The sequence below is a fragment of the Microcoleus sp. BM001215392 genome (assembly GCF_036700185.1).
Classification (GTDB): domain Bacteria; phylum Cyanobacteriota; class Cyanobacteriia; order Cyanobacteriales; family Microcoleaceae; genus Microcoleus.
In genome coordinates this window covers 1-19,726 of the sequence record NZ_JAUBOJ010000049.1, presented here as the reverse complement: position 1 = coordinate 19,726, position 19,726 = coordinate 1, and the positions used below count along the sequence as shown (strand labels likewise).

Annotated in this window: 22 protein-coding genes; 9 read left to right on the top strand and 13 right to left on the bottom strand. The window is 45.6% G+C overall.

The annotated features are described in order from the left end of the window. Positions 1–232: 232 nt before the first annotated feature. The 8 genes from QT974_RS08340 to radA form a co-directional block, all read right to left on the bottom strand. A complete protein-coding gene (locus QT974_RS08340) occupies positions 233–649 on the bottom strand; it encodes a TIGR02588 family protein (protein ID WP_333468040.1) in 417 nt (138 codons plus the stop codon). Next, positions 646–1,503, bottom strand: a complete 858-nt coding sequence (locus QT974_RS08335; protein WP_333468039.1) for a TIGR02587 family membrane protein — start codon at positions 1,501–1,503, stop codon at positions 646–648. The genes QT974_RS08340 and QT974_RS08335 overlap by 4 nt, the downstream gene beginning before the upstream one ends. 45 nt (positions 1,504–1,548) lie before the next feature. After that, positions 1,549–2,505: a WD40 repeat domain-containing protein gene (locus QT974_RS08330; protein ID WP_333468038.1), complete on the bottom strand. Its 957-nt coding sequence runs from the start codon at positions 2,503–2,505 to the stop codon at positions 1,549–1,551. Between the two features lie 63 nt (positions 2,506–2,568). Next, positions 2,569–2,736 carry a type II toxin-antitoxin system HicA family toxin gene (locus QT974_RS08325; protein WP_333468050.1) on the bottom strand — a complete coding sequence of 56 codons (168 nt, stop codon included), beginning with the start codon at positions 2,734–2,736 and terminating at the stop codon, positions 2,569–2,571. Between the two features lie 71 nt (positions 2,737–2,807). Then, positions 2,808–3,032, bottom strand: coding sequence for a type II toxin-antitoxin system HicB family antitoxin (locus QT974_RS08320; protein WP_333468037.1), 225 nt, complete (start codon positions 3,030–3,032; stop codon positions 2,808–2,810). A 31-nt stretch (positions 3,033–3,063) separates the two neighbouring features. Beyond that, the gene (locus tag QT974_RS08315) at positions 3,064–3,450 is read right to left on the bottom strand and encodes a type II toxin-antitoxin system VapC family toxin (protein WP_333468036.1); all 387 of its coding nucleotides are present in this window, start codon (positions 3,448–3,450) and stop codon (positions 3,064–3,066) included. Beyond that, complete coding sequence (locus tag QT974_RS08310; protein ID WP_333468035.1) at positions 3,447–3,677, bottom strand: type II toxin-antitoxin system Phd/YefM family antitoxin; 231 nt, start codon at positions 3,675–3,677, stop codon at positions 3,447–3,449. Before QT974_RS08310 ends, QT974_RS08315 begins: the two co-directional genes overlap by 4 nt. Before the next feature lie 183 nt (positions 3,678–3,860). Continuing rightward, a complete protein-coding gene (radA, locus tag QT974_RS08305; RefSeq protein WP_333468034.1) occupies positions 3,861–5,417 on the bottom strand; it encodes a DNA repair protein RadA in 1,557 nt (518 codons plus the stop codon). Between the two features lie 163 nt (positions 5,418–5,580). Between radA and rpaB the strand changes: the two genes are divergently transcribed. Both rpaB and QT974_RS08295 read left to right on the top strand, forming a co-directional pair. Then, positions 5,581–6,312: a response regulator transcription factor RpaB gene (gene rpaB, locus QT974_RS08300; protein ID WP_332993918.1), complete on the top strand. Its 732-nt coding sequence runs from the start codon at positions 5,581–5,583 to the stop codon at positions 6,310–6,312. A gap of 421 nt (positions 6,313–6,733) precedes the next feature. Beyond that, positions 6,734–7,381, top strand: a complete 648-nt coding sequence (locus QT974_RS08295; RefSeq protein WP_333468033.1) for a cofactor assembly of complex C subunit B — start codon at positions 6,734–6,736, stop codon at positions 7,379–7,381. Positions 7,382–7,426: 45 nt separating this feature from the next. Here QT974_RS08295 and hpsJ-A read toward each other — a convergent pair whose 3' ends face one another. The 4 genes from hpsJ-A to rfbB form a co-directional block, all read right to left on the bottom strand. After that, positions 7,427–8,104: an HpsJ-like protein, cyanoexosortase A-associated gene (gene hpsJ-A / locus QT974_RS08290; protein WP_333468032.1), complete on the bottom strand. Its 678-nt coding sequence runs from the start codon at positions 8,102–8,104 to the stop codon at positions 7,427–7,429. 162 nt (positions 8,105–8,266) lie between these two features. After that, positions 8,267–8,935: a cyanoexosortase A system-associated protein gene (locus QT974_RS08285; protein WP_333468031.1), complete on the bottom strand. Its 669-nt coding sequence runs from the start codon at positions 8,933–8,935 to the stop codon at positions 8,267–8,269. Further along, positions 8,935–9,786 (bottom strand): cyanoexosortase A, encoded by an 852-nt coding sequence (crtA, locus tag QT974_RS08280; protein WP_333468030.1) that lies wholly within the window; start codon positions 9,784–9,786, stop codon positions 8,935–8,937. Before crtA ends, QT974_RS08285 begins: the two co-directional genes overlap by 1 nt. A 226-nt stretch (positions 9,787–10,012) precedes the next feature. After that, the gene (gene rfbB / locus QT974_RS08275; RefSeq protein ID WP_333468029.1) at positions 10,013–11,122 is read right to left on the bottom strand and encodes a dTDP-glucose 4,6-dehydratase; all 1,110 of its coding nucleotides are present in this window, start codon (positions 11,120–11,122) and stop codon (positions 10,013–10,015) included. Positions 11,123–11,217: 95 nt separating this feature from the next. Between rfbB and QT974_RS08270 the strand changes: the two genes are divergently transcribed. The 6 genes from QT974_RS08270 (at position 11,218) to QT974_RS08250 (ending at position 16,182) form a co-directional block, all read left to right on the top strand. Continuing rightward, the gene (locus tag QT974_RS08270; protein ID WP_333468028.1) at positions 11,218–11,397 is read left to right on the top strand and encodes a hypothetical protein; all 180 of its coding nucleotides are present in this window, start codon (positions 11,218–11,220) and stop codon (positions 11,395–11,397) included. Between the two features lie 550 nt (positions 11,398–11,947). Further along, positions 11,948–12,439 carry a hypothetical protein gene (locus QT974_RS08265; RefSeq protein WP_333468027.1) on the top strand — a complete coding sequence of 164 codons (492 nt, stop codon included), beginning with the start codon at positions 11,948–11,950 and terminating at the stop codon, positions 12,437–12,439. A 557-nt stretch (positions 12,440–12,996) separates the two neighbouring features. Next, entirely contained in the window at positions 12,997–13,602 is a 606-nt protein-coding gene (locus tag QT974_RS08260) for a DUF1517 domain-containing protein (RefSeq protein WP_333468026.1), read from the top strand. Positions 13,603–14,083: 481 nt separating this feature from the next. Beyond that, positions 14,084–14,977 carry a hypothetical protein gene (locus QT974_RS08255; protein WP_333468025.1) on the top strand — a complete coding sequence of 298 codons (894 nt, stop codon included), beginning with the start codon at positions 14,084–14,086 and terminating at the stop codon, positions 14,975–14,977. Next, positions 14,974–15,087, top strand: coding sequence for a DUF3370 family protein (locus tag QT974_RS34755; RefSeq protein ID WP_442933165.1), 114 nt, complete (start codon positions 14,974–14,976; stop codon positions 15,085–15,087). The genes QT974_RS08255 and QT974_RS34755 overlap by 4 nt, the downstream gene beginning before the upstream one ends. Before the next feature lie 78 nt (positions 15,088–15,165). Then, positions 15,166–16,182: an S-layer homology domain-containing protein gene (locus QT974_RS08250; RefSeq protein ID WP_333468024.1), complete on the top strand. Its 1,017-nt coding sequence runs from the start codon at positions 15,166–15,168 to the stop codon at positions 16,180–16,182. 424 nt (positions 16,183–16,606) lie between these two features. Here the strand turns inward: QT974_RS08250 and QT974_RS08245 are convergent, their stop codons facing one another. Continuing rightward, positions 16,607–18,199 (bottom strand): peptidoglycan-binding protein, encoded by a 1,593-nt coding sequence (locus QT974_RS08245; protein ID WP_333468023.1) that lies wholly within the window; start codon positions 18,197–18,199, stop codon positions 16,607–16,609. A 240-nt stretch (positions 18,200–18,439) separates the two neighbouring features. Here QT974_RS08245 and alr point away from each other — a divergent pair, with 240 nt between their 5' ends. Continuing rightward, on the top strand, positions 18,440–19,642 hold the full coding sequence (gene alr, locus QT974_RS08240) for an alanine racemase (RefSeq protein WP_333468022.1): 1,203 nt from the start codon (positions 18,440–18,442) through the stop codon (positions 19,640–19,642). Positions 19,643–19,726: the final 84 nt, after the last annotated feature.

Below are 19,726 nucleotides of genomic sequence, written 5' to 3'. Positions count from 1 at the left end.
CTAAAGTCCTGACTACGAACCTTTTTTATTAGTTTGTAGTGAGGACTTCAGTCCGGATCAATCCAAGGACTAAAGTCCTGACTACGAACCTTTTTTATTAGTTTGTAGGGAGGACTTCAGTCCGCAGAAATTCAAGGACTAAAGTCCTGACTACGAACCTTTTTTATGGTGTGATTTACGAGACACGATCAATTGACTTTTGATATATTTAAACCGCCGAATCCAATCTTTGTTAAGGCAATTGATAACTGCTCGATCGCACAATCAATTCACCTAGACTGGGATTGCGACTAAAAATAAAAGCTCCTTCTTTCGTTTCGCCGCTTGACAAAAAATCAATTTGCTGGTCTCCAGATTCCAAGACTTCGCCGTTGACGCGCAGTTCGGCTACAACTTGCACTGATTGGGCCGTTTCGCCACCAGTATTAGTAACTTTAAACGGCACGTAAAATTGCCCTTTGGTGGCGCGAATTGGCTCATTGCGAGTCACAGAGATCGCAGGAGGTTCCTGCTTTTTAGTCGCCCAGTTGTAGAGCACGAGTCCGGTGACGGTAGACAGGATCGAACAGGCGATCGCAAATGTCACCCATTCAGCAAAAGTTCTTTTTTGCGGTTGTTCCTTCTTACTTTCGGCATTACTTTCACTCATACCGCCAACCTCCCCGCCGCGCCGCCAACAGTCGCCGGCAATCCCAATACTAACGTATAGCCCAACCAAACAGACCACGGATCGTCAAAGCTGAGTTTGTGGAAGAAAAACAACATAAATGCAGAAGCCACCAGCGATACTAAATACGCCATCACAGTTTCGCTGAGGGGACGCTGAAAAATGCCTTGCTGCTGCTGGCGTTTTGCTTGATAAGTAAAGCCTGCTGCGAAGACAATACCGTAGGAAATTAGCAGCGAAGCGGCGATGATAGCTAATTGCCAAGGCGGCGAAATAGCTGATGCTAGCATCGGAATTTCGTCAGTTGGGGCGATGTTGAAAGCAATTATCATCGCGCCGATTAAAGTAGCGCCGATATCTGCTAAAGTGGGATTAATCATCGGTTCGCTGTCGCTGTCTGAGCTTTGATAGCGATCGCCGCTCAAGAAACCACTTGCCAGGGCCACTCCCAAGGCAAAGGGCAGGCCTTCAAAGATGATTTTCCCCAAAGCTTCTTGCAGCGGAGTATCCAGCGTAATTTCCCTCAGCAAAAACAGGATGACAGCGGCGCAGACAATGCCAATCGCGATCGCTTCTACGGTATCGATTGCAGCTTTTCGCCAGCCGATGTCCTTAGTTTTGCGAAAACCTTCGGTGCGAGTCAGCAAGAAAACGACGAGAAAAGTAGTTACGATGGCGATCGACATTTGCGCTGGTTTAGTAGAGGAACCGATCCACCAAACCTCCATCGTATACAGCAGCGGAATCCCGAACAAAAAGCCGCCCGATGCACCTCGAATGATGTCGCTTAGTTCATTTGACCACTGATTTTTGCGCTGTTTTTTTGCTTTGTTCATATTTCTGCTAAAAAGCTAATTAAAAGTAATAAAAAAATCCTGAGATTATAAATCTCTTTGCCAAATCTTGACCGTACTGTCATCGCTGCCACTAACTAGAGTCTTTCCATCAGGGTTAAAAGTCACAGAGTAAACTTCCGATGAATGCCCTAGGAGAGTGCAGATTTTTTCTTTAGTATCAAGATTCCAAAGTTCGATAGTTCCGGGTTCGCTACTATCATCTTCGCTCTCACACTCGCACCCACCAGTTGCGATAATTTTGCCATCCGGGCTAAAAACTAAGCAGTTATAAGCCGTTGAATTTTCCGCAACATTAGAGATTTCTGTTCCAGTATAAATATTCCATAGCTTGATAGTGCTATTCGATATGTGAAAAGTCGCCAAACTTTCTCCATCTGGACTGACACCCATTGAATAAACAGAGTCCATACCATCCTGCCAATTTTTTGCCCAGATTTCCTCTCCAGTAGTTAAATTAAAAGCTACTGCACTTAGAGAAACATAATCATCTCCACTGCTAGTAACTAGAATCTGCCCGTCACGGCTAAATGCAAGATAAAAACCATAATATACTTTTACTTGCCACTTTAAAGTCCTAATTTCTTCTCCATTGCTAACATTCCACACTTTGATAGTTGTATAATCCGCACTTGCGAGAGTCTTCCCGTCGGGGCTGATAACTACAGAAGTAATTTCCTCAGAATGTCCACTAATTGTGTAAATTTGTTGTCTGTTCCTGAGATTCCACAGTTTGATAGTTTTGTCCTTACTGTAGCTAGCAAGAGTTTGCCCGTCAGGGCTGAGGGTAATAGATGTAACCCCTTGTGAATGTCCTGATAAAGTATGAATTTCTTCCCCTGTGTTGAGGTTCCACAGCTTAATGGTACTATCAGAACTTCCGCTAACTATAGTCTGTCCGTCTGGGGTGATGACAACAGAAGTTACCGAACTTGAATGTCCGTGAAGGGTGTGTACGCATTGCCAGTTGGGAGTTTGAAACATTTATAACTTATGGCGATCGATAATTTGACATATTTTAAGTGCGAGCTTAGATAGCATCTCCACTCAACTTTGTGCATAAGCTATTAAAAATTCCTCTCTTGAAATTCCCGCCTGAGTACAAATTGCTCTCAGTGTCCCTGATTTTATTTGATCGTGGTTAGGCATTACCAGCGGAGTCTCCGTGCCATCCTGATTTTCTCGCACCATGACAATATGTTCGCGTTCTCTAATAATCCTAAAACCCTAAAACTGAAATGTTCTGATGACTCGTTTTTTAGGAGCATCGACAGGAAATTTCGACATTAAATAGCCACCTCTGCCTTTACTAAAAAAGTCTCGACAGCGGATGATTCGTCTTCCATAATTTCTTGGCCGAATATCTCGATGTAGCAGCGAATAGCTGACTTGACATCAGCTAATGCTTCCTCATAGGTGTCACCTTCACCAACTATGGCACCTTTGATGCCAAGGGGATAGGCTACATAACCGTCGGGATGTTTTTCAATTATAATTCTAAATTGTTTCATCTTCGCCTCTTTATTTTTATACTAACTTAATTCACCACAGCCGCGCGATCGCATAAGCATCAAAAATAGCATCAACGCTCAAAACGGGTATCTGTTCTGCCATAGATTGGGCAATTATCAGCCTGTCAAATGGATCGCGGTGATGCAAAGGCAGTGAAGCCACAACCTCAATGTGGTCAAAACTTATTTCGAGTATCTCAATTCTATTAACTGCTATTTGCTGCTTGACAAACTCCATAAAAGGCAGACTAAAGTTTAGCCTGCCGATGCTATGCTTAATCGCCATTTCCCAGACACTAGCTGTACTCAGGAGAATATCGTTATCTCCGTTGTCAATTAGCGATCGCCCTGTTATGCTCAGTCTTGAACTGTCTGTCGTATACCAAATAAAGGCATGAGTGTCCAACAACAGCCTCATTCCATATACTCCTTAAACTCTTCTAGCGGTTCGTCAAAATCATCGGACATCCAAACCATTCCTTTAGCACTCCCTGCTTGTCGATTCGGTTTAGCTTGTTTGGGAATTCCTACCAATTTTACAACAGGCTGATTATCTTTACTAATGGCAACTTCTTCACCTCTCATCGCCGCTTCGATTAATTCCAGAAGTTTTTCTTTAGCCTCAACAATGTCTACTAGATACATAACTTGTGCCTCCTTAATATCTATTTACCAGAAAGAATTGGTTAAAAGCCGGAACCCTTTGAGGGAGAAATTAAAATCAGACTATTCATTACTCCAATCCTCTTCCTTATAGGTAGAGGTCCATCTCAAACTGTCAACTGTCAACTGTCAACTGTCAACTGTTGAAAACATCACCATTCTAACTCAATTCGATAAATCCTCTTCCTCCAAATCAACAGATTGTACTTCCATATCATCAGACTGCAACTGAGCCGGAGTAGCCGGAATCGCCGCAATAATTGCATCGATTACTCTAGCCACCGGAATAATTTCCATCCCCAAATCTGGCACGGATTGATTCTTAGGAATAATCGCCCTTTTGAAACCCAATTTCGCCGCTTCCCTTAGCCGTAACTCTAATTGGGACACCGGCCGCACTTGTCCTCCCAAACCGACTTCTCCGAGCAAAACTGTGCGCGCATCAATTACCCGATCGCGAAAACTGGCCACAACTGCGATCGCCACCCCCAAATCCGCCGCCGGTTCCTCCACCTTCAACCCGCCTACCGACGCCACAATCACATCCAATTTAGACAAAGGAATCCCCACCCTTTTCTCCAAAACAGCCAAAATTTGCTGCAATCTACTACTATCCACACCAGTAGTAGAACGGCGTGGCGAACCAAAACTCGCAGGGCTGACTAACGCCTGAATCTCCACTAAAATCGGTCGAGTTCCCTCGCAAGCAACCGTCGTCGAAGTACCAGGAGAAAATTCATCTTTATTGCCTAAAAATAACTCCGACGGATTATCTACTTCTCGCAAACCATTGGCTACCATTTCAAAAACGCCGATTTCATGAGTCGCGCCAAAACGGTTTTTCATCGATCGCAAAAGGCGATGAGAAGCAAATCTATCGCCCTCAAAATACAGTACAGTATCTACCAAATGTTCCAAAACCCTCGGCCCCGCCAAAGATCCATCCTTAGTAACGTGACCAACCAAGAATAAAGTAATATTTTCCCTTTTTGCAACCTGCATCAAAGCAGACGTACATTCCCGTACCTGAGCCACCGAACCTGGAGCCGATGTTAAATTAGCAAAATAAATAGTTTGGATGCTATCAATCACCGCCACATTCGGTTTCAGCGCTTCCAACTCCCGCAAAACAACTTCTAAATCCGTCTCTGGAAGCAAGTAGAAATTCTCCGCTGAATTGTCCTGGGAATCCGTTTTAGCATCCCCATTGCTATCAGATTTATTTCCGCCATTGCTTGACAAATTAACCGGATTAGCCACACCCAAACGCTGCGATCGCAATTTTACTTGCTGACCAGACTCCTCCGCACTAACATAGAGTATTCTATCCTTGCGCGCCAACATATTCGCCATCTGTAATAGCAGCGTCGATTTCCCGATTCCCGGTTCCCCGCCAATCAACACCAGCGATCCCGGAACAATCCCACCTCCCAAAACTCGATCGAGTTCCCCATAGCCAGAAGGCCAGCGAGACTGAGTTTGGTCGGAAATCTGCGATAATCTAAAAGATACCTTTGGTTGACCCTTCGACTTATCAGGAGGCGAACCGCCCACTGCCTTAGTTGTCACCCCAGTCAAACCAGCCCGTGGCCCACCAGCAGTATGTGGTTCTAACTGCTCGTCAAAAGAATCCCACTTGTGACAGCTAGGGCACCTGCCAAAATATTGTGGTGAATCATACCCACATTCCCGACAAATATATTGTATTCGAGGCTTAGGCATTGTTTTATGATAAATAGTCACCCTTAAAATTTGAAAAAGTCTGAGTTAAAGCAATTATCAAGCTTTCAGACCGATCGCCACAGGCTAATGAGTTTGTGTCTTCTATGATAGGGTAAAAAAAAATAACATTATCTGAAATGTAACTTAAGGAGTGCTCGGTAAATTGGAAAATCATAAAGAAAAAATTCTGGTAGTGGATGACGAAGCCAGTATCCGCCGCATTCTGGAGACTCGCCTTTCCATGATTGGCTACGATGTTGTCACCGCTGCTGACGGCGAAGAAGCTCTCGAAACATTTCGCAACACCGAACCCGACTTAGTAGTTTTGGATGTGATGATGCCAAAACTTGATGGTTATGGCGTCTGTCAGGAGTTACGCAAAGAGTCAGACGTTCCCATCATCATGCTAACCGCTTTGGGAGACGTAGCCGATCGCATCACCGGTTTAGAATTGGGCGCCGACGATTACGTTGTCAAACCATTTTCTCCCAAAGAGCTCGAAGCCCGGATTCGTTCGGTACTGCGGAGGGTTGACAAAAATGGCACGTCCGGCATTCCCAGTTCTGGAGTCATCCAAGTCACCAACATTAGGATTGACACCAACAAGCGCCAAGTTTACAAAGGCGACGAACGAATTAGGCTCACAGGCATGGAATTCAGCTTGTTAGAGCTGCTTGTCAGCCGTTCTGGAGAGCCTTTTTCGCGATCGGAAATTTTGCAAGAAGTTTGGGGATACACGCCTGAACGCCACGTAGACACCCGCGTTGTGGACGTTCACATCTCCCGGTTGAGGGCAAAGTTGGAAGACGACCCCAGCAATCCTGAATTAATTCTCACAGCCCGCGGTACCGGCTATCTATTCCAGCGAATTGTCGAAATTGGCGAAGTCGGTTGAGAGTTGACAGTTGAGAGTTGACAGTTGACAGTTGGCAGTTGATAGTTGGCAGTTGACAGTTGACAGTTGGCAGTTGACAGTTGAGAGTTGACAGTTGACAGTTGAGAGTTGACAGTTGACAGTTGGCAGTTGGCAGTTGTTAAATTACCAACTACTCATGACTAATAACTCATGACTGCTGACTCATGACTGCTGACTCATGACTGCTGACTTATGACTAATGGGAGCATCTCTTTTTGGTAAAAACTTTTTTTCTTTGAGTGCGAGCGCCCCCGCTCGCAAGTATCATGATACTCGCGAGCGGGGACGCTCGCACTACAAAACTGAGATACTCCCAATGACCAATGACTAATGACTAATGACTAATGACTAATGACTAATGACCAATGACCAATGACCAATGACCAATGACCAATGACCAATGACAAAATCCGACCCAAATAAAGTATTGCGACAATTACCCTTAGTGGCGGGAGGGTTAGCAGGTACGCTGCTGATGGTCAACCGCTTGCTGACGCCACAAATTACAGACTCTCAAGCTCGATCGGACGTTTTGGGAGTAATTATCAGCGCCCTGCTGATTTTAACAGGTTTGCTGTGGCAACAGGTGCAAGCGCGATCGCCCGATTCGGTACAGCTTATCGGCTCTGAAGGCTTCGAGCTGGCGCCGGATTTGCCCGATGCCGTCAAGCTAGAATTAGCCTGGGCGTCACGTTTGCTGTTGACAAATACTGCGACAAGGGCGATCGTCATTGTATATCAAGGAAAAGTCTTATTGAGGCGCGGCATCTTAGGCATCAATCCCGAAGTCAAGCCAGGGCCAATATTGCAGCGAGTCCTCGACAAAAACAAACCAGTTTATTTAGTAAAGCTCGATATTTATCCCGGCAAAATCGAATTCGACTATTTGCCAGAAAATACCCAAGGAGTGATCTGTCAGCCTCTGGGCACTCAAGGCGTGTTAATCTTAGGTGCTAACGCGCCGCGCAGCTACACCAAGCAAGATGAAAACTGGGTAGAAGGTATTGCCGAAAAACTAGAAAATACCATCGCTCAGCACCTAAATTAATAATTTTGTAGGTGCGCAACGCGCACCGAACCCAACTTCAAAATACTAACGAGCCCAATCAGTACCGCGCCAGATTGTGAAAAACAAAACACTAGAAATCAGCGCGCCCAGCAGCCACTTAATAGCATTTTTAAATAACCCCATCCGCTGACTCGACTGCACCGTGGCGCTTTGGGCCTGCAAGCGTTCCTTAGCCGGAGTAATTCTCGAAAGAATTTGGTTTTTCAATTCCTGCGGGTTTTGCGTATCCGCTTGTACTCCCAAACGGGTAAGTTCCCCCGCCAAATTCTTCAAATCTTCAGGAGTGCCCTTGTTTAGCTTGTCTTCCACCTGCTGCAACTGAGCTAATTGTTGGTTGGCTTGAGTATTAATTTGTTTGTTGTTTTGGTTGTTGACGTAAATAGTGCCAAAAATTCCCAAAGGCAGCATCAACAGAAAAATCACCGCCAGCAGCAGAGAAACCCATGACAAAACTTTCAACAACAAATCTTCAAAACCTGTGCGGTCGTATCCTTCTCCAAAAAATATCAGCGCCATTGCTAGCAGAGGAACTGGTACTCGTTCCACTACAGCGCCAATCGTCTGCAATTCCCAGACGCGATTGCCAAAATTTGCTGGTATCAAAACTGCGATCGTATCTAATAAAGATAGAATTAATAGACCGTAGCCAATCCAACGCAGTCTGTAGATAGAAAAACCTTGCTCGCCCTGTACGTCATTCATAAAATAATCACAGTTGTTGTTAACAAAAATCTCTCTCGTTCGGGACTTACCCACTAATAGCAAAGAAACCGGGTTTTTTACCCTGACTGCGGGCTACTGCGAATAATTTTCGTCCATCAACCCGGTTTCCGACCACCCGTGCCTAAATCCTATGGACTTCACTTAAGGTTCGGGAAAGCGCGGTTGCCACCATCCATGCCAATCAACCCAGGCATTTTCTAGCAGTTTTTGGGCATTTTCTGGAGTTGTTTTATCCAAAGGTACAGACATCTGAGTCCACAAACAGCGCCTGTCTTGAATATTTCCCCTACCCAACAGCCAAAACAAAATGCGGTTAGGCTGCCAATCGCGAGTATTTCGATTGTATCTAAACTGTTGGGAAGTCACTGTAGCACCGCCGCGAGGGTTGATACAGGAACTCAAATACAGTCGATTTTGCTGTTGCAAAATTCCGTGAAACCCCGCACTTTGAGTGTTTGCTAATGATAGTTTATCAGGAGATGACTTGAGAACAGTATTTCCCTTCATCATACCTTCAACATCCCCAATGGTGTTGACCGCGTAGCGCATCTCTATTTCTAGATTGGTGCCATTTTTTTGATATTCATATTTCCGGGCAGCTTTGAATTCGGAATTTTCGGTAATTGCCAGCGGCGCGCTCTTCTGCTGTTTCCAGTCGGCTAGAGGCACCGCAGGGGGAAAGTCAAAGTTGGTTGCCACATTATTGCCTGCGGAGGGATAAAATATCAATTTTCCGGCGACCAACAAAACTCCTCCCAAAGTAACAGCCAACAGGGAAATCCTCAGTGGTTTCCAATAGGTAATAGCCATTAGCAATTCTGTTTTTCCTTATTTTGGGGTTCGTCTTTCAAAATTGCAAACCAGCAGAATAACCCAAAAATGAAGACAGCAATCATTGAAAAGACTACCGAACCATTTCCTTCGTGCCAGTATTTAAATGCTTGCGGTTGAGATAGCGAGACCAGCACGGCCATGAGAGCAACTCGCGCGGCATTCACGACAAATGCAGTAATTATTGCCACGATTGGCACGACAATCTTTTGACCCGGAGTTGTCGGAAACATCAGCAAGAAAACCAGCGCTAGTCCTAACAATTGTAGAATCGCATTCACGCCCGAACAGCCGTGATACACTTCCACGCTGCCTTTTTCTAGGATGAGAAATACTCCTTTCCGTACCACTTCCAATCCTAGATAGTGCAGGATGAAAGCTGAAAATTTTGCTGTTATTGGGGCTACGTCAACGAAGTTTCCGATCAATCCGGGAGAAATAGCTGTATAGGCAAGTATTAGCAGTTCTTGCCAATATTGTTTCAGTCGTTTTGTGCCGGAAGCTAGCAAAGCCAGACTGATTCCAGATAAGAAAGGGGAAACTCTGATAAAAAAGTCGTATCCAGATATGGAGGAACTTTTGAGCAAGATGAAAGCAATTAACGATGCCCCAAAAAAGCTGGCAAAAATTCCGCTTTCAAAGGTTAAGGATTCGTGCCTTTCCCAAATCAGAAATGCCACGACTCCCCAAAACAGTAACATTGTGCCAAATAGGTCTGTGTCGTTGGTTCTGGAAGTCAGAGTCAGGTGGAGGGCAATCAAACCGGAGCCGATGCCTAACAGCCAGTATTTAGGTTCTTGGACTTGTTTGAGCCAGTTGATTTCGGTCATTGCTGCTTTCTGTTTTTTACTAAAAGCTTTTAAAATGCTTAATCTTGTAACTCTATAGAAATTATCAGCTACAAGCACTTAAATTTATGCGTTTGGGATGACTGTTAACTAAATCTTCACAAAGATTGACAAGCATCAATGTTTGTGATAGGGAATTAGACTTAATTAAATCACAATAATTTGTAGGGTGCGCAGCGCGCACCTTACCGGAATTAGGAATTACCAATTACTGATGAGCGTAAACCTTGCGGTAGTAATTTTGATATTCCTCTGAAAGCAGGGGTTCCCACCACTCGCGATGGGCTAAGTACCATTCCACAGTTTGCCGCAAACCTTGTTCAACTGTGACTGAGGGAGTCCAACCTAACTCTGTTTTAATTTTGTTGGCATCGATCGCATAACGCCGATCGTGCCCGGCTCGATCTTTGACAAATGAGATCAGTTGTTCGCAAGGACGCGCGGGCAAATCTGGAGCTAATTCGTCCATTAGCTGGCAGAGCATTTTGACTAAATCGAGATTTTTTACCTCGTTGTTGCCGCCGACATTGTAGGTTTCCCCGGGCTGGCCGCGGTTGATAACGGCATCTAAGGCGCGGCAGTGGTCGAGCACGAACAGCCAATCTCGGACGTTTTGACCGTCGCCATATACTGGCAGCGATTTGCCCAATAGCATATTGATGCACATTAGTGGAATCAATTTTTCGGGGAAGTGATAGGGGCCGTAATTGTTGGAACAGTTGGTGATGATTGTTGGAAGGCCGTAGGTGTGGAAATAGGCGCGGGCGAGGTGGTCGCTGCCGGCTTTGGAGGCTGAGTAGGGACTGTTAGGGGAGTAGGCGGTGGTTTCGGTAAATGCTGGGTCGTCGGGGCCGAGGCTGCCGTAAACTTCGTCGGTGGAAACGTGGAGGAAGCGCATTTGGGCTTTGACAGACGCATCGTCAATTGCTTCCCAATGCTTGCGGAAGGCTTCTAACAGGGTGAAGGTGCCGACAACGTTGGTTTGAACGAAGGCGCCGGGCCCGATAATTGACCTGTCAACGTGGGATTCTGCGGCAAAGTGGGCGACTGTGTTGATGTTTTCTTCTTTGAGCAAGGTATCGACTAGGGCACGATCGCAAATATCTCCTTGGACAAACCGAAAATTTTCTCCGCCTTCGAGACTTGCTAGGGTTTGTCTGTTACCGGCGTAGGTTAAAGCGTCGAGTACGATTACTCGTGAGTCCGGATAGCTGGTGCACCAGTGATGAACAAAATTCGAGCCGATAAATCCAGCCCCGCCCGTCACTAACAATCGATGAGGTTCTCGCTCAATGCCTTGATTCCCGGTGTCTGTCATAAAAATAAAAGTTTTTCCAATAACTAAGTCTTTTCAAAAGTAGCCTTAAAAGTAGTTTGTCATCAAGTATTTGCCCCCTGCGATTAAAATTTCTATTGTCTGACTTCAGGTTTTCTAATTCGATCGCGATCGCCCTAGGGGGAGCGCGTGATTTTTATTTTGAGTTTTTTTTGACCGAAATGCTTGACAGACAATGGTTTCAATTTTTTAAACAGGCAATTTCAAAAGATTGTGGCGATCGCCCCCGGGGGCTGACATTTGCGATCGATCTGTGATTTTGGGCCGCGCTTCGAGTTGATACATTTGTAAAGAGCTGTTACCATTTATTTTTTAACAGAGTCGGCTTTCATCCCCCACAAGAATGTCATGGAGCAATAGCGAAGCGAGGTGCTCCATGGCTCATGTGGGGGATGAAAGCCAGGGTGATGTAGCGAAGCGAAATCGCCAATCTCTCGGAACCCTCTACAAAGAATCATGCTAGGCTTGTATTGGTCATTGACCCACCCACATGGCTGACCACAAAAGGCTTTTAGCCCTGCAACGCCGCATGAGAAAGGGGGAAGGAACACATCTTGCTGGTTGGCTATTGCCGTAAATCCATGATGCGTTGTACGAATAGAACTCAAACAATCTCAGGAAGTGGGATTGCTGCCTTGTTGTCGGCGGTGTCAGTCCAAAATCTTGCTTGCAGGATGGCGGCAACGGCTGTTGAGACGGGAAACTCCGAAGACGAATAAGACCGTCCTTGTTAACTGTGTTGGAAGCCCCAACTTCAGCCAAGCAAGTTGGGGTACTTCACTTATCCTTTACAAAATCCAGAGCACCATGAAAAAGTTTCAAGTGTTAGCTGGCATTGCTTCCACCGTCGCGATCGCGAGCAGCATTGCACTAGGTGACGGCGCATCTGCTTTGCCCTGTTCCTACAACAAATCTGGAGCCGCTCAATCTGGTTCTGGGACAACACTCCTAGGTTCTGGGGGTTCCGATAGCATGAATCCGTGGAGATCCAACAAAACAGCAATTCTCGGTTTCTTGGGTTTGGCTGGGATTTTCGGTTCCGGTGCAGCTTACATGAGCTATCGCGCCGGCCAGCGCGTTTCTGCTGCTTGCGCTGCGATGAGCGATAATTTTGAAGTTTTTGAGGAGCCGATCGATCCGATCGCAGATGCAGGTGTAATTGAGCCAGCAGATGCGGTTGCAGCCGTTCGCGAACACCCGGAAGCTCCGGGGGGCGAGCTGGATTTGCCTAGAACCCAAGTTTCTGATGTGAGTGCCGAAAGTGCGATCGAACAAGTGGATCGCGCGATCGTCAAATAGTTATCTGCAACCAAAATATTCGCTCAACCAGCCTCCAATTTTACAAGATTGGAGGTTTTTTGACGGGAATTAAATAAACACAGCAATTTTCATTGTTGTTGTTGTGGCCCATCCCACAAGAAAAATACAAATTATTTAATTCGCGTTCCTAAGCTGCAATCTATGTATTTTCGTCAATCGAACTAGGTTTATGCGTCAGATCCTGTCGATTAACTGGAAAAATATTGGAACGCACGTGCGTTCCCTTTTTGTTATGGTAATCGATAGGACATAATATCAGTTATTTTTGCAAGTAATTAACTCAATTGATTTGAATTGCCTAACTCTTTGATGCTTGAAATAAACCGCAGATAAATGCAGATAAACGCAGATAATTTGCTAATTTGATAGGAATGAAGAGCAATTAGAGTCTGATACCGATAGTTCAATCAAAGCGAGACAGTAGGCGCAGGAAGTCGCTCAAAATACTTTTCAGATCAATCTGAGGGTAGACGGCAAGAGTTCCAATTGCCTGCTACTGTTGTAAATATAGCCCTACAGATTTACAAGTATAGGTTATGAATGCTTGGCGCGATCGATTCAATCAATTTACAGGTAAAACTCGATTGGCAGTTTGCCGCATCTTCGTTCAGCTAACAGGCGAAGAAGTGGCACCGCTGTTAGGAGTTCTCAACCGCACCGCCAGAGAAGCAATTGATGCCGATGGCGACGTAGCAGCGTTAGGAGAAGGGCTGGTAGAAATTTGCAATCACCTGTTGCAGTATGACAACTACTGGCAAGCCGCAGCCAATGAAGGCGATGTTTTTTGGGATGAAGGGGAAGCGGGCGATTATGTCGATGAAATTTTTACCGATTCAGCCGATCGCTATCTCAGCGAGCCTCAACACAGCACTTCTGTTTACGATAAAAATTCTCCCTTATCTTTACCGATAACTAGAAATGTCGTGGTAATGCTGACAGTCGCCTATGAAGGGGAAGTTCCGGCCCTAGAAACTGACCTCGCACAGCTCGACGCCCTGAAAGTCGGTTTAAAAGCACTGATTAATTTACATTACCAGGAAAGGCTGCGAGCTGTGCAAGTTCACTTTTCTCCGGCACAGTTGGGAGACGAACTCACCAACGACCAAGTTTTGGTCAATTTCCCGGAACTCATTCCTCTTTGAAAACTCGAAAATCTTCACCAAAAAAGGTTAGTAATCAGGACGTAAGTCCTCAAGCAGCGAATAAATAATGAGTTGAGTATCAAGTGCGATCGGGTATGGAGGTAGTCATTAGAGAATTCAATATCGTTGTGGGATAACACAGTTTAAGAGACTAAACAATACGAAAAACAGATACTCTTGTTTGCTTTCATAATAGAGCGCGTTCATGTATAGCCTATCTCGCAATGACCCAAAAAAATGTTAAAAATCGCGCATTGATGACCAATGACCACCCTTCGGCTACGGGGGGTTCAACAGTTGACAGTTGACAGTTGACCTGTGACAGTTTGAAAGCGAACTCTACCTATAAGTCCGAGGATTGGAGTAATGAATAGTCTGATTTAAATTGATCCCGCTCCGGCGCAAGGGCTTTCAACCAATTCTTTCTGGTAAAATGACGGCCAGACGACCCGACGGCAGAACCCATTACCAATAATTATTTATGATGCTACAAAAACTGACAATTTATTTAATGGCTTTAACTTTCTTGTGGACAGCAACGGCCTGCGGTTCTCCTGGCACGGAAACACGTGTAAATCAGGCACCCAATCCTCCGGCAAATCGGAGTGTGAATACAGCGCGTCCGGCACCGAGCAATAACTTGACTCAAGGTCAATATCCCGTACAGCAAGCTACCTATGATGATAGTGATGGCGAGTACAGTTTGATGTTGCTGAATACTCCCCCCGGCTCTACGCCAGTTTACCGCACTACCGATTTGCAAATGGCTCGTTTGACGGAGGAAGAAATCTCGGCAGGGAAGAAAAGTTATCTCAGCTTGGATAACAATAAAGCGAGCTTGCATTTGACAGAAGATTTTAAAATTGAGTACGTTCACAACGTTACCCAAACTGTTGCTAATCCTCAAACGGGTCAGCAGGAAACGGTGGTGGTGCGCCAGCAATCAGGCTTCTGGGCGCCGTTTGCGGGTGCTTTGGCCGGTCAGGCGATCGGCAGTTTGCTGTTTACACCGCGATATTACGTGCCGCCATTCTATCAGCCGGGTGTGGTGATGGTTGGCTATGGCGGGTACGGGAATACTTACCGCCAAGCTGTGAATCAATACCAGACTCGCTACCAAGCCCCGCCTCCGGCTGTGAGAAACCGTCAAGTTTTAAGGACGACTGGCCGCTTGCGATCGCCCACATCGAATGTGCCCTCGCGGAATCCAGCAGCGCCCGGGGCGAATCGATCGACTGGTTCGGGTTACGGCGGCAGCGATTTGAGGCGATCGCAGCCCGGTCAAAATCAAAACAGGCGCAGTCCGAGTTTTGGTAGCGGTAGAAGTTCTCGCCAACCGAGTCGCAGTCGCTCGAACGGCGGTAGAAGGCGCTGATCGAAGAGATTGCAAACATCCGCAGCGATCGCACAATTGCTGAATTATCTTTTCTCTATCCTCCCGATGCTACGCCGACGCAGATATTGACGGTGAGAAGTTTGGAATAGTTTAGTTGGCGAGCTCTGCCTCTGCCAGACTCAAAAAATATGTGATTTAATTGCTACATTGATATGTAGGTGACAAGTATGTCTTCTTCACAACCTCCGTCAGGGAAAAGAAACCCTCTAGGATTCGATGAATTGATTGCGATCTTGGTGGCATTCGGCACGATGGGAGCAATTTTCTTTTGGGTAACAGGCAGAAATCCCGATCGATTGAATGCCAGAAGTTGGCAATTTCCAGCGGTTTTCTCTCAACCTGCTGCTGTACCTGGGAACTCGACAATATTAACACCTGTGCAGCCGAATTCGGATGTGCCATCGCGCTCTACATTCGTTATTCCATCGCAACCGGATATCGCCCCAGTCGCACCTTTAGGGCCAGTTTTACCAGTGGTTCCTCCCATGGGGACGATTGTGGTTCCCCAAACGCCAATCGGGCGCGAGAGTGTCCCTCCAGTCATTACTAAACCGAAAGCGGCTCAACCAAAAGCCGGGCCGGTTAAACTCTCGGATGTTCCTGAAAAATATTGGGCGCGTCCGTTCATTGTAGCTTTAGTCGATCGCAAAATCTTTAGTGATGTGGCTGACAACAAGTTTCGCCCCGACGAACCGATGACACGAGCCGAATTAGCGCGGTTAATTCAGCGAATAGGCGACAAAGAACCGCGGCGAAAACCTGTTGATTTTAAAGACGTAAAAGACAGCAGCCCGATCGCTGGGGCGATCGACCACAGCGTCAAAACTGGATATCTTAAAGGATACCCAGACAAGGCCTTCCGTCCCGAAAAAGAAGTTCCCCGCGTCGAAGTAATAGCAGCTTTAGCTAGCGGTTTAAACCTGAAACCCTCAGCAAAACCCAGCCAAACATTACAAGTTTATACTGATCGAAAAAAAGTCCCTAAATGGGCTCTCAACAAAGTAGCAGCCGCCACGGAAGCAGGCATTGTTGTTAACCATCCGACACCCACACTGTTGCAGCCAAATAAAATAGCAACTCGTGCCGAAGTAGCAGCCATGATTTACGAAGCTATGGCGAAACAAGGCAAAGTGCCTGTTAAGCCTTCAGACTATGTTATGAAGCCTGTTAAGCCGTCTAAATAAAATTTTGGGGCGCAGCCAAAGCCACGCCCCAGAATCAGAGTAAATCGTTATTTTTTGTAGTAAGGACGGAGAGTCCTTTTTTTTGTATTTTCTGAGGACTGAAGTCCGAACGATCGAGCCTGGTTTGTATTAATAATTTTAGTCTTTTTTCCTCATTTGCTGCGGACTGAAGTCCTCACTACAAACCTGTTTCTACTAATAATCTTAGTCTTTTTTCCTCATTTGCTGCGGACTGAAGTCCTCACTACAAACCTGCTGCGGACTGAAGTCCTCAATACAAACCTGGTTTGTATTAATAATCTTAGTCTTTTTTTCTCGTTTGCTGCGGACTGAAGTCCTCACTACAAACCTGGTTTGTATTAATAACCTTAGTCTTTTTTCCTCCTTTGCTGCGTACTGAAGTCCTCATTACAAACCTGCTAGTTTAATCTTGAAACACCATAATACTGCCCGAATAACAAGCTACCCAAACTTGATTAGTTTCCGGATCGTAGGTAATCCCAATCGGACTTGAATTTACATTTACTGTTTGCAGCACTCTGAGATCGCTTGTTCTGACTTTGCTAACAGTATTCGAGAAATAGTTAACCACATAAATCAGTTTTCCATCACCGGAAATTGTCATGCTGCGAGGTGCATTTCCTGTTGAAACTTTATCTACCACTTCACCAGTTTTTAAGTCAATTTTTGCCACATTTCCTTCACCGTTCAAAGTGGCATAAAGATAGTGACCGTTGGGATCTATCGTCAAATGACGAGGCGCATTGCCAATATTTTTTAGCCATTCTACCGAAAAGTCTAGGAGATTGACTTTCGCAATATCGGAAGAACCCATGACAGCAATATAGGCATTTTTTGAGTCGGGAGTGACCACAATACCCCGAGGATATGCACCCAGTTTGACCCGCTCAACTTCGCGGTTTTTATTGATATCAACTACGCTCAAATCCCAACTGCACCAATTGGTTGCGAGTACGAAACGATTGTCAGGTGAAACAGCATTGAATTTCGGAACCGCACCTACAGGAATTATCTTTTCTATTTTTAATGTTTTGGTGTTGATGCGGTACAGGAAACTTTGATCGTGTTTTGCGGATGGAGAACATTTGTCACTACCGGGATTGTCAAAGCCAGAGCCGTACATTTGATAGTTGGATACATAGCCATATTTGCCATCTGTTGAAAAAGCTGCTTCTACGGGAGAACCTTGATAATTGCCTTTGAATTTAGAAAAGCCGAATTTTGACAAGTTTACTGTATCGGAAATAGTCTTGACTAATTTAAATTTGCGATCGTAAACTGTTATACTGTGGCTGTACATCATGTTTTGAGCAAAGAACAAACCCGCTCCAGAATAAACTATTGATTTTGGCGAGATTTTGCCGTAAATGGTTTTTTTCAAAGTCATTTTACTTTGATTATTTACAAGCCTTTTGCCTGGTGCTTCTGTTTCGTCTTTTTCAGGGCTTGGGGCAGGAATTTCTGTTTTAAATGGTGGTAAAAAAGGTTTTTGAAATATAGGTTGTTGGGGCTGATTTTGAGTTTTGTCTTCGAGTTGGTTGCTATTTTCTGTGGCGGTAGGAGATGGCGAAGATCGATCGACCTTTGATGCTGTTTTTTCCGCAGATTCCTGGTCAGCGCTGGCGGCTGGCGACTTCCCTTTCAGGGCCGAAAAGGTTTGAGGGCCGACTATTCCGTCAACTTTCAGGTTGTTTTCTGTTTGGAACTTTTTCACCGCAGCCTGGGTTACGGAACCGTAAAATCCTGTAGCCTTACCGCCAAAATGTCCTGATGCTTGCAGAGTTTTCTGTAGTTCCACAACTTCCGGGCCCCAATCGCCTTTGGTCATTTTGATGGCGAGGGCGGGATATACTAAATTTAAAATTGTGAGACAGATTGTAAAGAAAAGTAAAGGAGTCGCAGCTAAATTTAGGTGCTTTTTCGAGTTTGGCGATCGAGTTTGAGCTGGGGGTGTTTCCCAAGTTTCAGCTAAATGCAGGTAAGCCAGTCCGTCCATACTTTTTACCGGGTATTTTTGATGCTATGATACACCAACTCATACCATTTTAGATTGTAAATTTGAGACTTGAAGAACTGGGAATGACTGAGGTTCCTCGTGCTTGACAGCTTGCCTGCGCTGACCGGATTTTTTTTAACTGGTATAAGATTGATTCAAAGGCAAATTTTATTATAATCAAACCTAGGGTGAAATCTCCGAGCAGTTTTGAATGATGCCAGCAAGTAGGAGCGATCGACAATGTTGAGTAAGGAACAAACGGCCGCAGGATCGACAACCCAAAAATCCCGCCAGACGGTGCTGTGGGACGGTGACGGCGGACTTTGCCAGCGGGCTTGGGTAGAAATCAATTTAGCAGCTTTAACTCACAATGTAAAACAGCTTAAAAATCTCTTATCTCCCCACACAGAACTGATGGCAGTTGTGAAAGCTGATGCTTACGGGCACGGTGCTGTTACAGTCAGTCAAACTGCATTGCAAGCAGGTGCTAGTTGGCTGGGAGTGGCGACAATTCCCGAAGGCATAGAATTGCGGGAAGCTGGGATAGAAGCACCGATTTTGCTGTTGGGGGCAACCAATACACCGGCACAGGTAAAGGCGATCGCCCAATGGCACTTGCAGCCCACTATTTGTACTGCCAAACAAGCCCTAATTTTTTCGGAAGTTCTCGTCAGTCTCAAGCAATCTTTGTCGGTTCACGCTAAGTTAGATACGGGAATGTCTCGCTTGGGTACTTGTTGGCAAGACGCAACAGAATTTGTGCAATTAGTCAATAATTTGCCAAATTTAAAATTAGCCAGCATTTACTCTCACTTGGCGACAGCCGACAGTCCAGATACGGCCGTGATGAGAGAGCAACAGCAACGGTTCAAAAAGGCGATCGCCCAAATTAAAACAGCAGGAATTAACCCCCGCAGCCTGCACTTGGCAAACTCTGCTGCCGCCCTCACAGACCCCGATTTGCACTACGATTTAGTGCGCGTAGGTTTGGCTACCTACGGTCTTTATCCCGCTCCTCACTTGCAGGCGATCGCTTCTTTGCAGCCCGCAATGCAGGTAAAAGCCCGGGTAACGCAGGTAAAAACAATTGCAGCAGGCACTGGCGTCAGTTACGGCTATAAATTTATCGCTGGGCGCGAGACACAGATTGCCGTAGTTGGTATCGGCTATGCAGATGGAATTCCGCGCAATCTTTCTACTAAAATGCAGGTTTTAGTTAGGGGCAAATTTGTGCCGCAAGTCGGGGCTGTGACGATGGATCAATTAATGTTAGATGTTACGGATATTCCGGATTTAGAAGTCGGGGAAGTGGTGACTCTGTTGGGTCAAGATGGGGAAAATACAATTACTGCTGATGATTGGGCCGAAATTTTAGGAACTATTTCCTGGGAAATTTTGTGCGGTTTTAAACACCGATTGCCCCGCGTTACAGTAAACTGTTAACTGTTTTTAGATGACTTTAGCTCTCTCGACAGTCCGGCAGTCCGGCAGGGGTTTAAACCCCTGCCTCATAGCAAAAGTCGGTTA

Excerpts from the sequence above, each read along its gene's own strand:
- QT974_RS08340 (WP_333468040.1), bottom strand. The coding sequence starts at position 649 with ATGAGTGAAAGTAATGCCGAAAGTAAGAAGGAACAACCGCAAAAAAGA.
- QT974_RS08335 (WP_333468039.1), bottom strand. The coding sequence starts at position 1,503 with ATGAACAAAGCAAAAAAACAGCGCAAAAATCAGTGGTCAAATGAACTA.
- QT974_RS08330 (WP_333468038.1), bottom strand. The coding sequence starts at position 2,505 with ATGTTTCAAACTCCCAACTGGCAATGCGTACACACCCTTCACGGACAT.
- QT974_RS08320 (WP_333468037.1), bottom strand. The coding sequence starts at position 3,032 with ATGAAACAATTTAGAATTATAATTGAAAAACATCCCGACGGTTATGTA.
- QT974_RS08315 (WP_333468036.1), bottom strand. The coding sequence starts at position 3,450 with ATGAGGCTGTTGTTGGACACTCATGCCTTTATTTGGTATACGACAGAC.
- QT974_RS08310 (WP_333468035.1), bottom strand. The coding sequence starts at position 3,677 with ATGTATCTAGTAGACATTGTTGAGGCTAAAGAAAAACTTCTGGAATTA.
- radA (WP_333468034.1), bottom strand. The coding sequence starts at position 5,417 with ATGCCTAAGCCTCGAATACAATATATTTGTCGGGAATGTGGGTATGAT.
- QT974_RS08295 (WP_333468033.1), top strand. The coding sequence starts at position 6,734 with ATGACAAAATCCGACCCAAATAAAGTATTGCGACAATTACCCTTAGTG.
- hpsJ-A (WP_333468032.1), bottom strand. The coding sequence starts at position 8,104 with ATGAATGACGTACAGGGCGAGCAAGGTTTTTCTATCTACAGACTGCGT.
- QT974_RS08285 (WP_333468031.1), bottom strand. The coding sequence starts at position 8,935 with ATGGCTATTACCTATTGGAAACCACTGAGGATTTCCCTGTTGGCTGTT.
- crtA (WP_333468030.1), bottom strand. The coding sequence starts at position 9,786 with ATGACCGAAATCAACTGGCTCAAACAAGTCCAAGAACCTAAATACTGG.
- rfbB (WP_333468029.1), bottom strand. The coding sequence starts at position 11,122 with ATGACAGACACCGGGAATCAAGGCATTGAGCGAGAACCTCATCGATTG.
- QT974_RS08265 (WP_333468027.1), top strand. The coding sequence starts at position 11,948 with ATGAAAAAGTTTCAAGTGTTAGCTGGCATTGCTTCCACCGTCGCGATC.
- QT974_RS08260 (WP_333468026.1), top strand. The coding sequence starts at position 12,997 with ATGAATGCTTGGCGCGATCGATTCAATCAATTTACAGGTAAAACTCGA.
- QT974_RS08255 (WP_333468025.1), top strand. The coding sequence starts at position 14,084 with ATGATGCTACAAAAACTGACAATTTATTTAATGGCTTTAACTTTCTTG.
- QT974_RS08250 (WP_333468024.1), top strand. The coding sequence starts at position 15,166 with ATGTCTTCTTCACAACCTCCGTCAGGGAAAAGAAACCCTCTAGGATTC.
- QT974_RS08245 (WP_333468023.1), bottom strand. The coding sequence starts at position 18,199 with ATGGACGGACTGGCTTACCTGCATTTAGCTGAAACTTGGGAAACACCC.
- alr (WP_333468022.1), top strand. The coding sequence starts at position 18,440 with ATGTTGAGTAAGGAACAAACGGCCGCAGGATCGACAACCCAAAAATCC.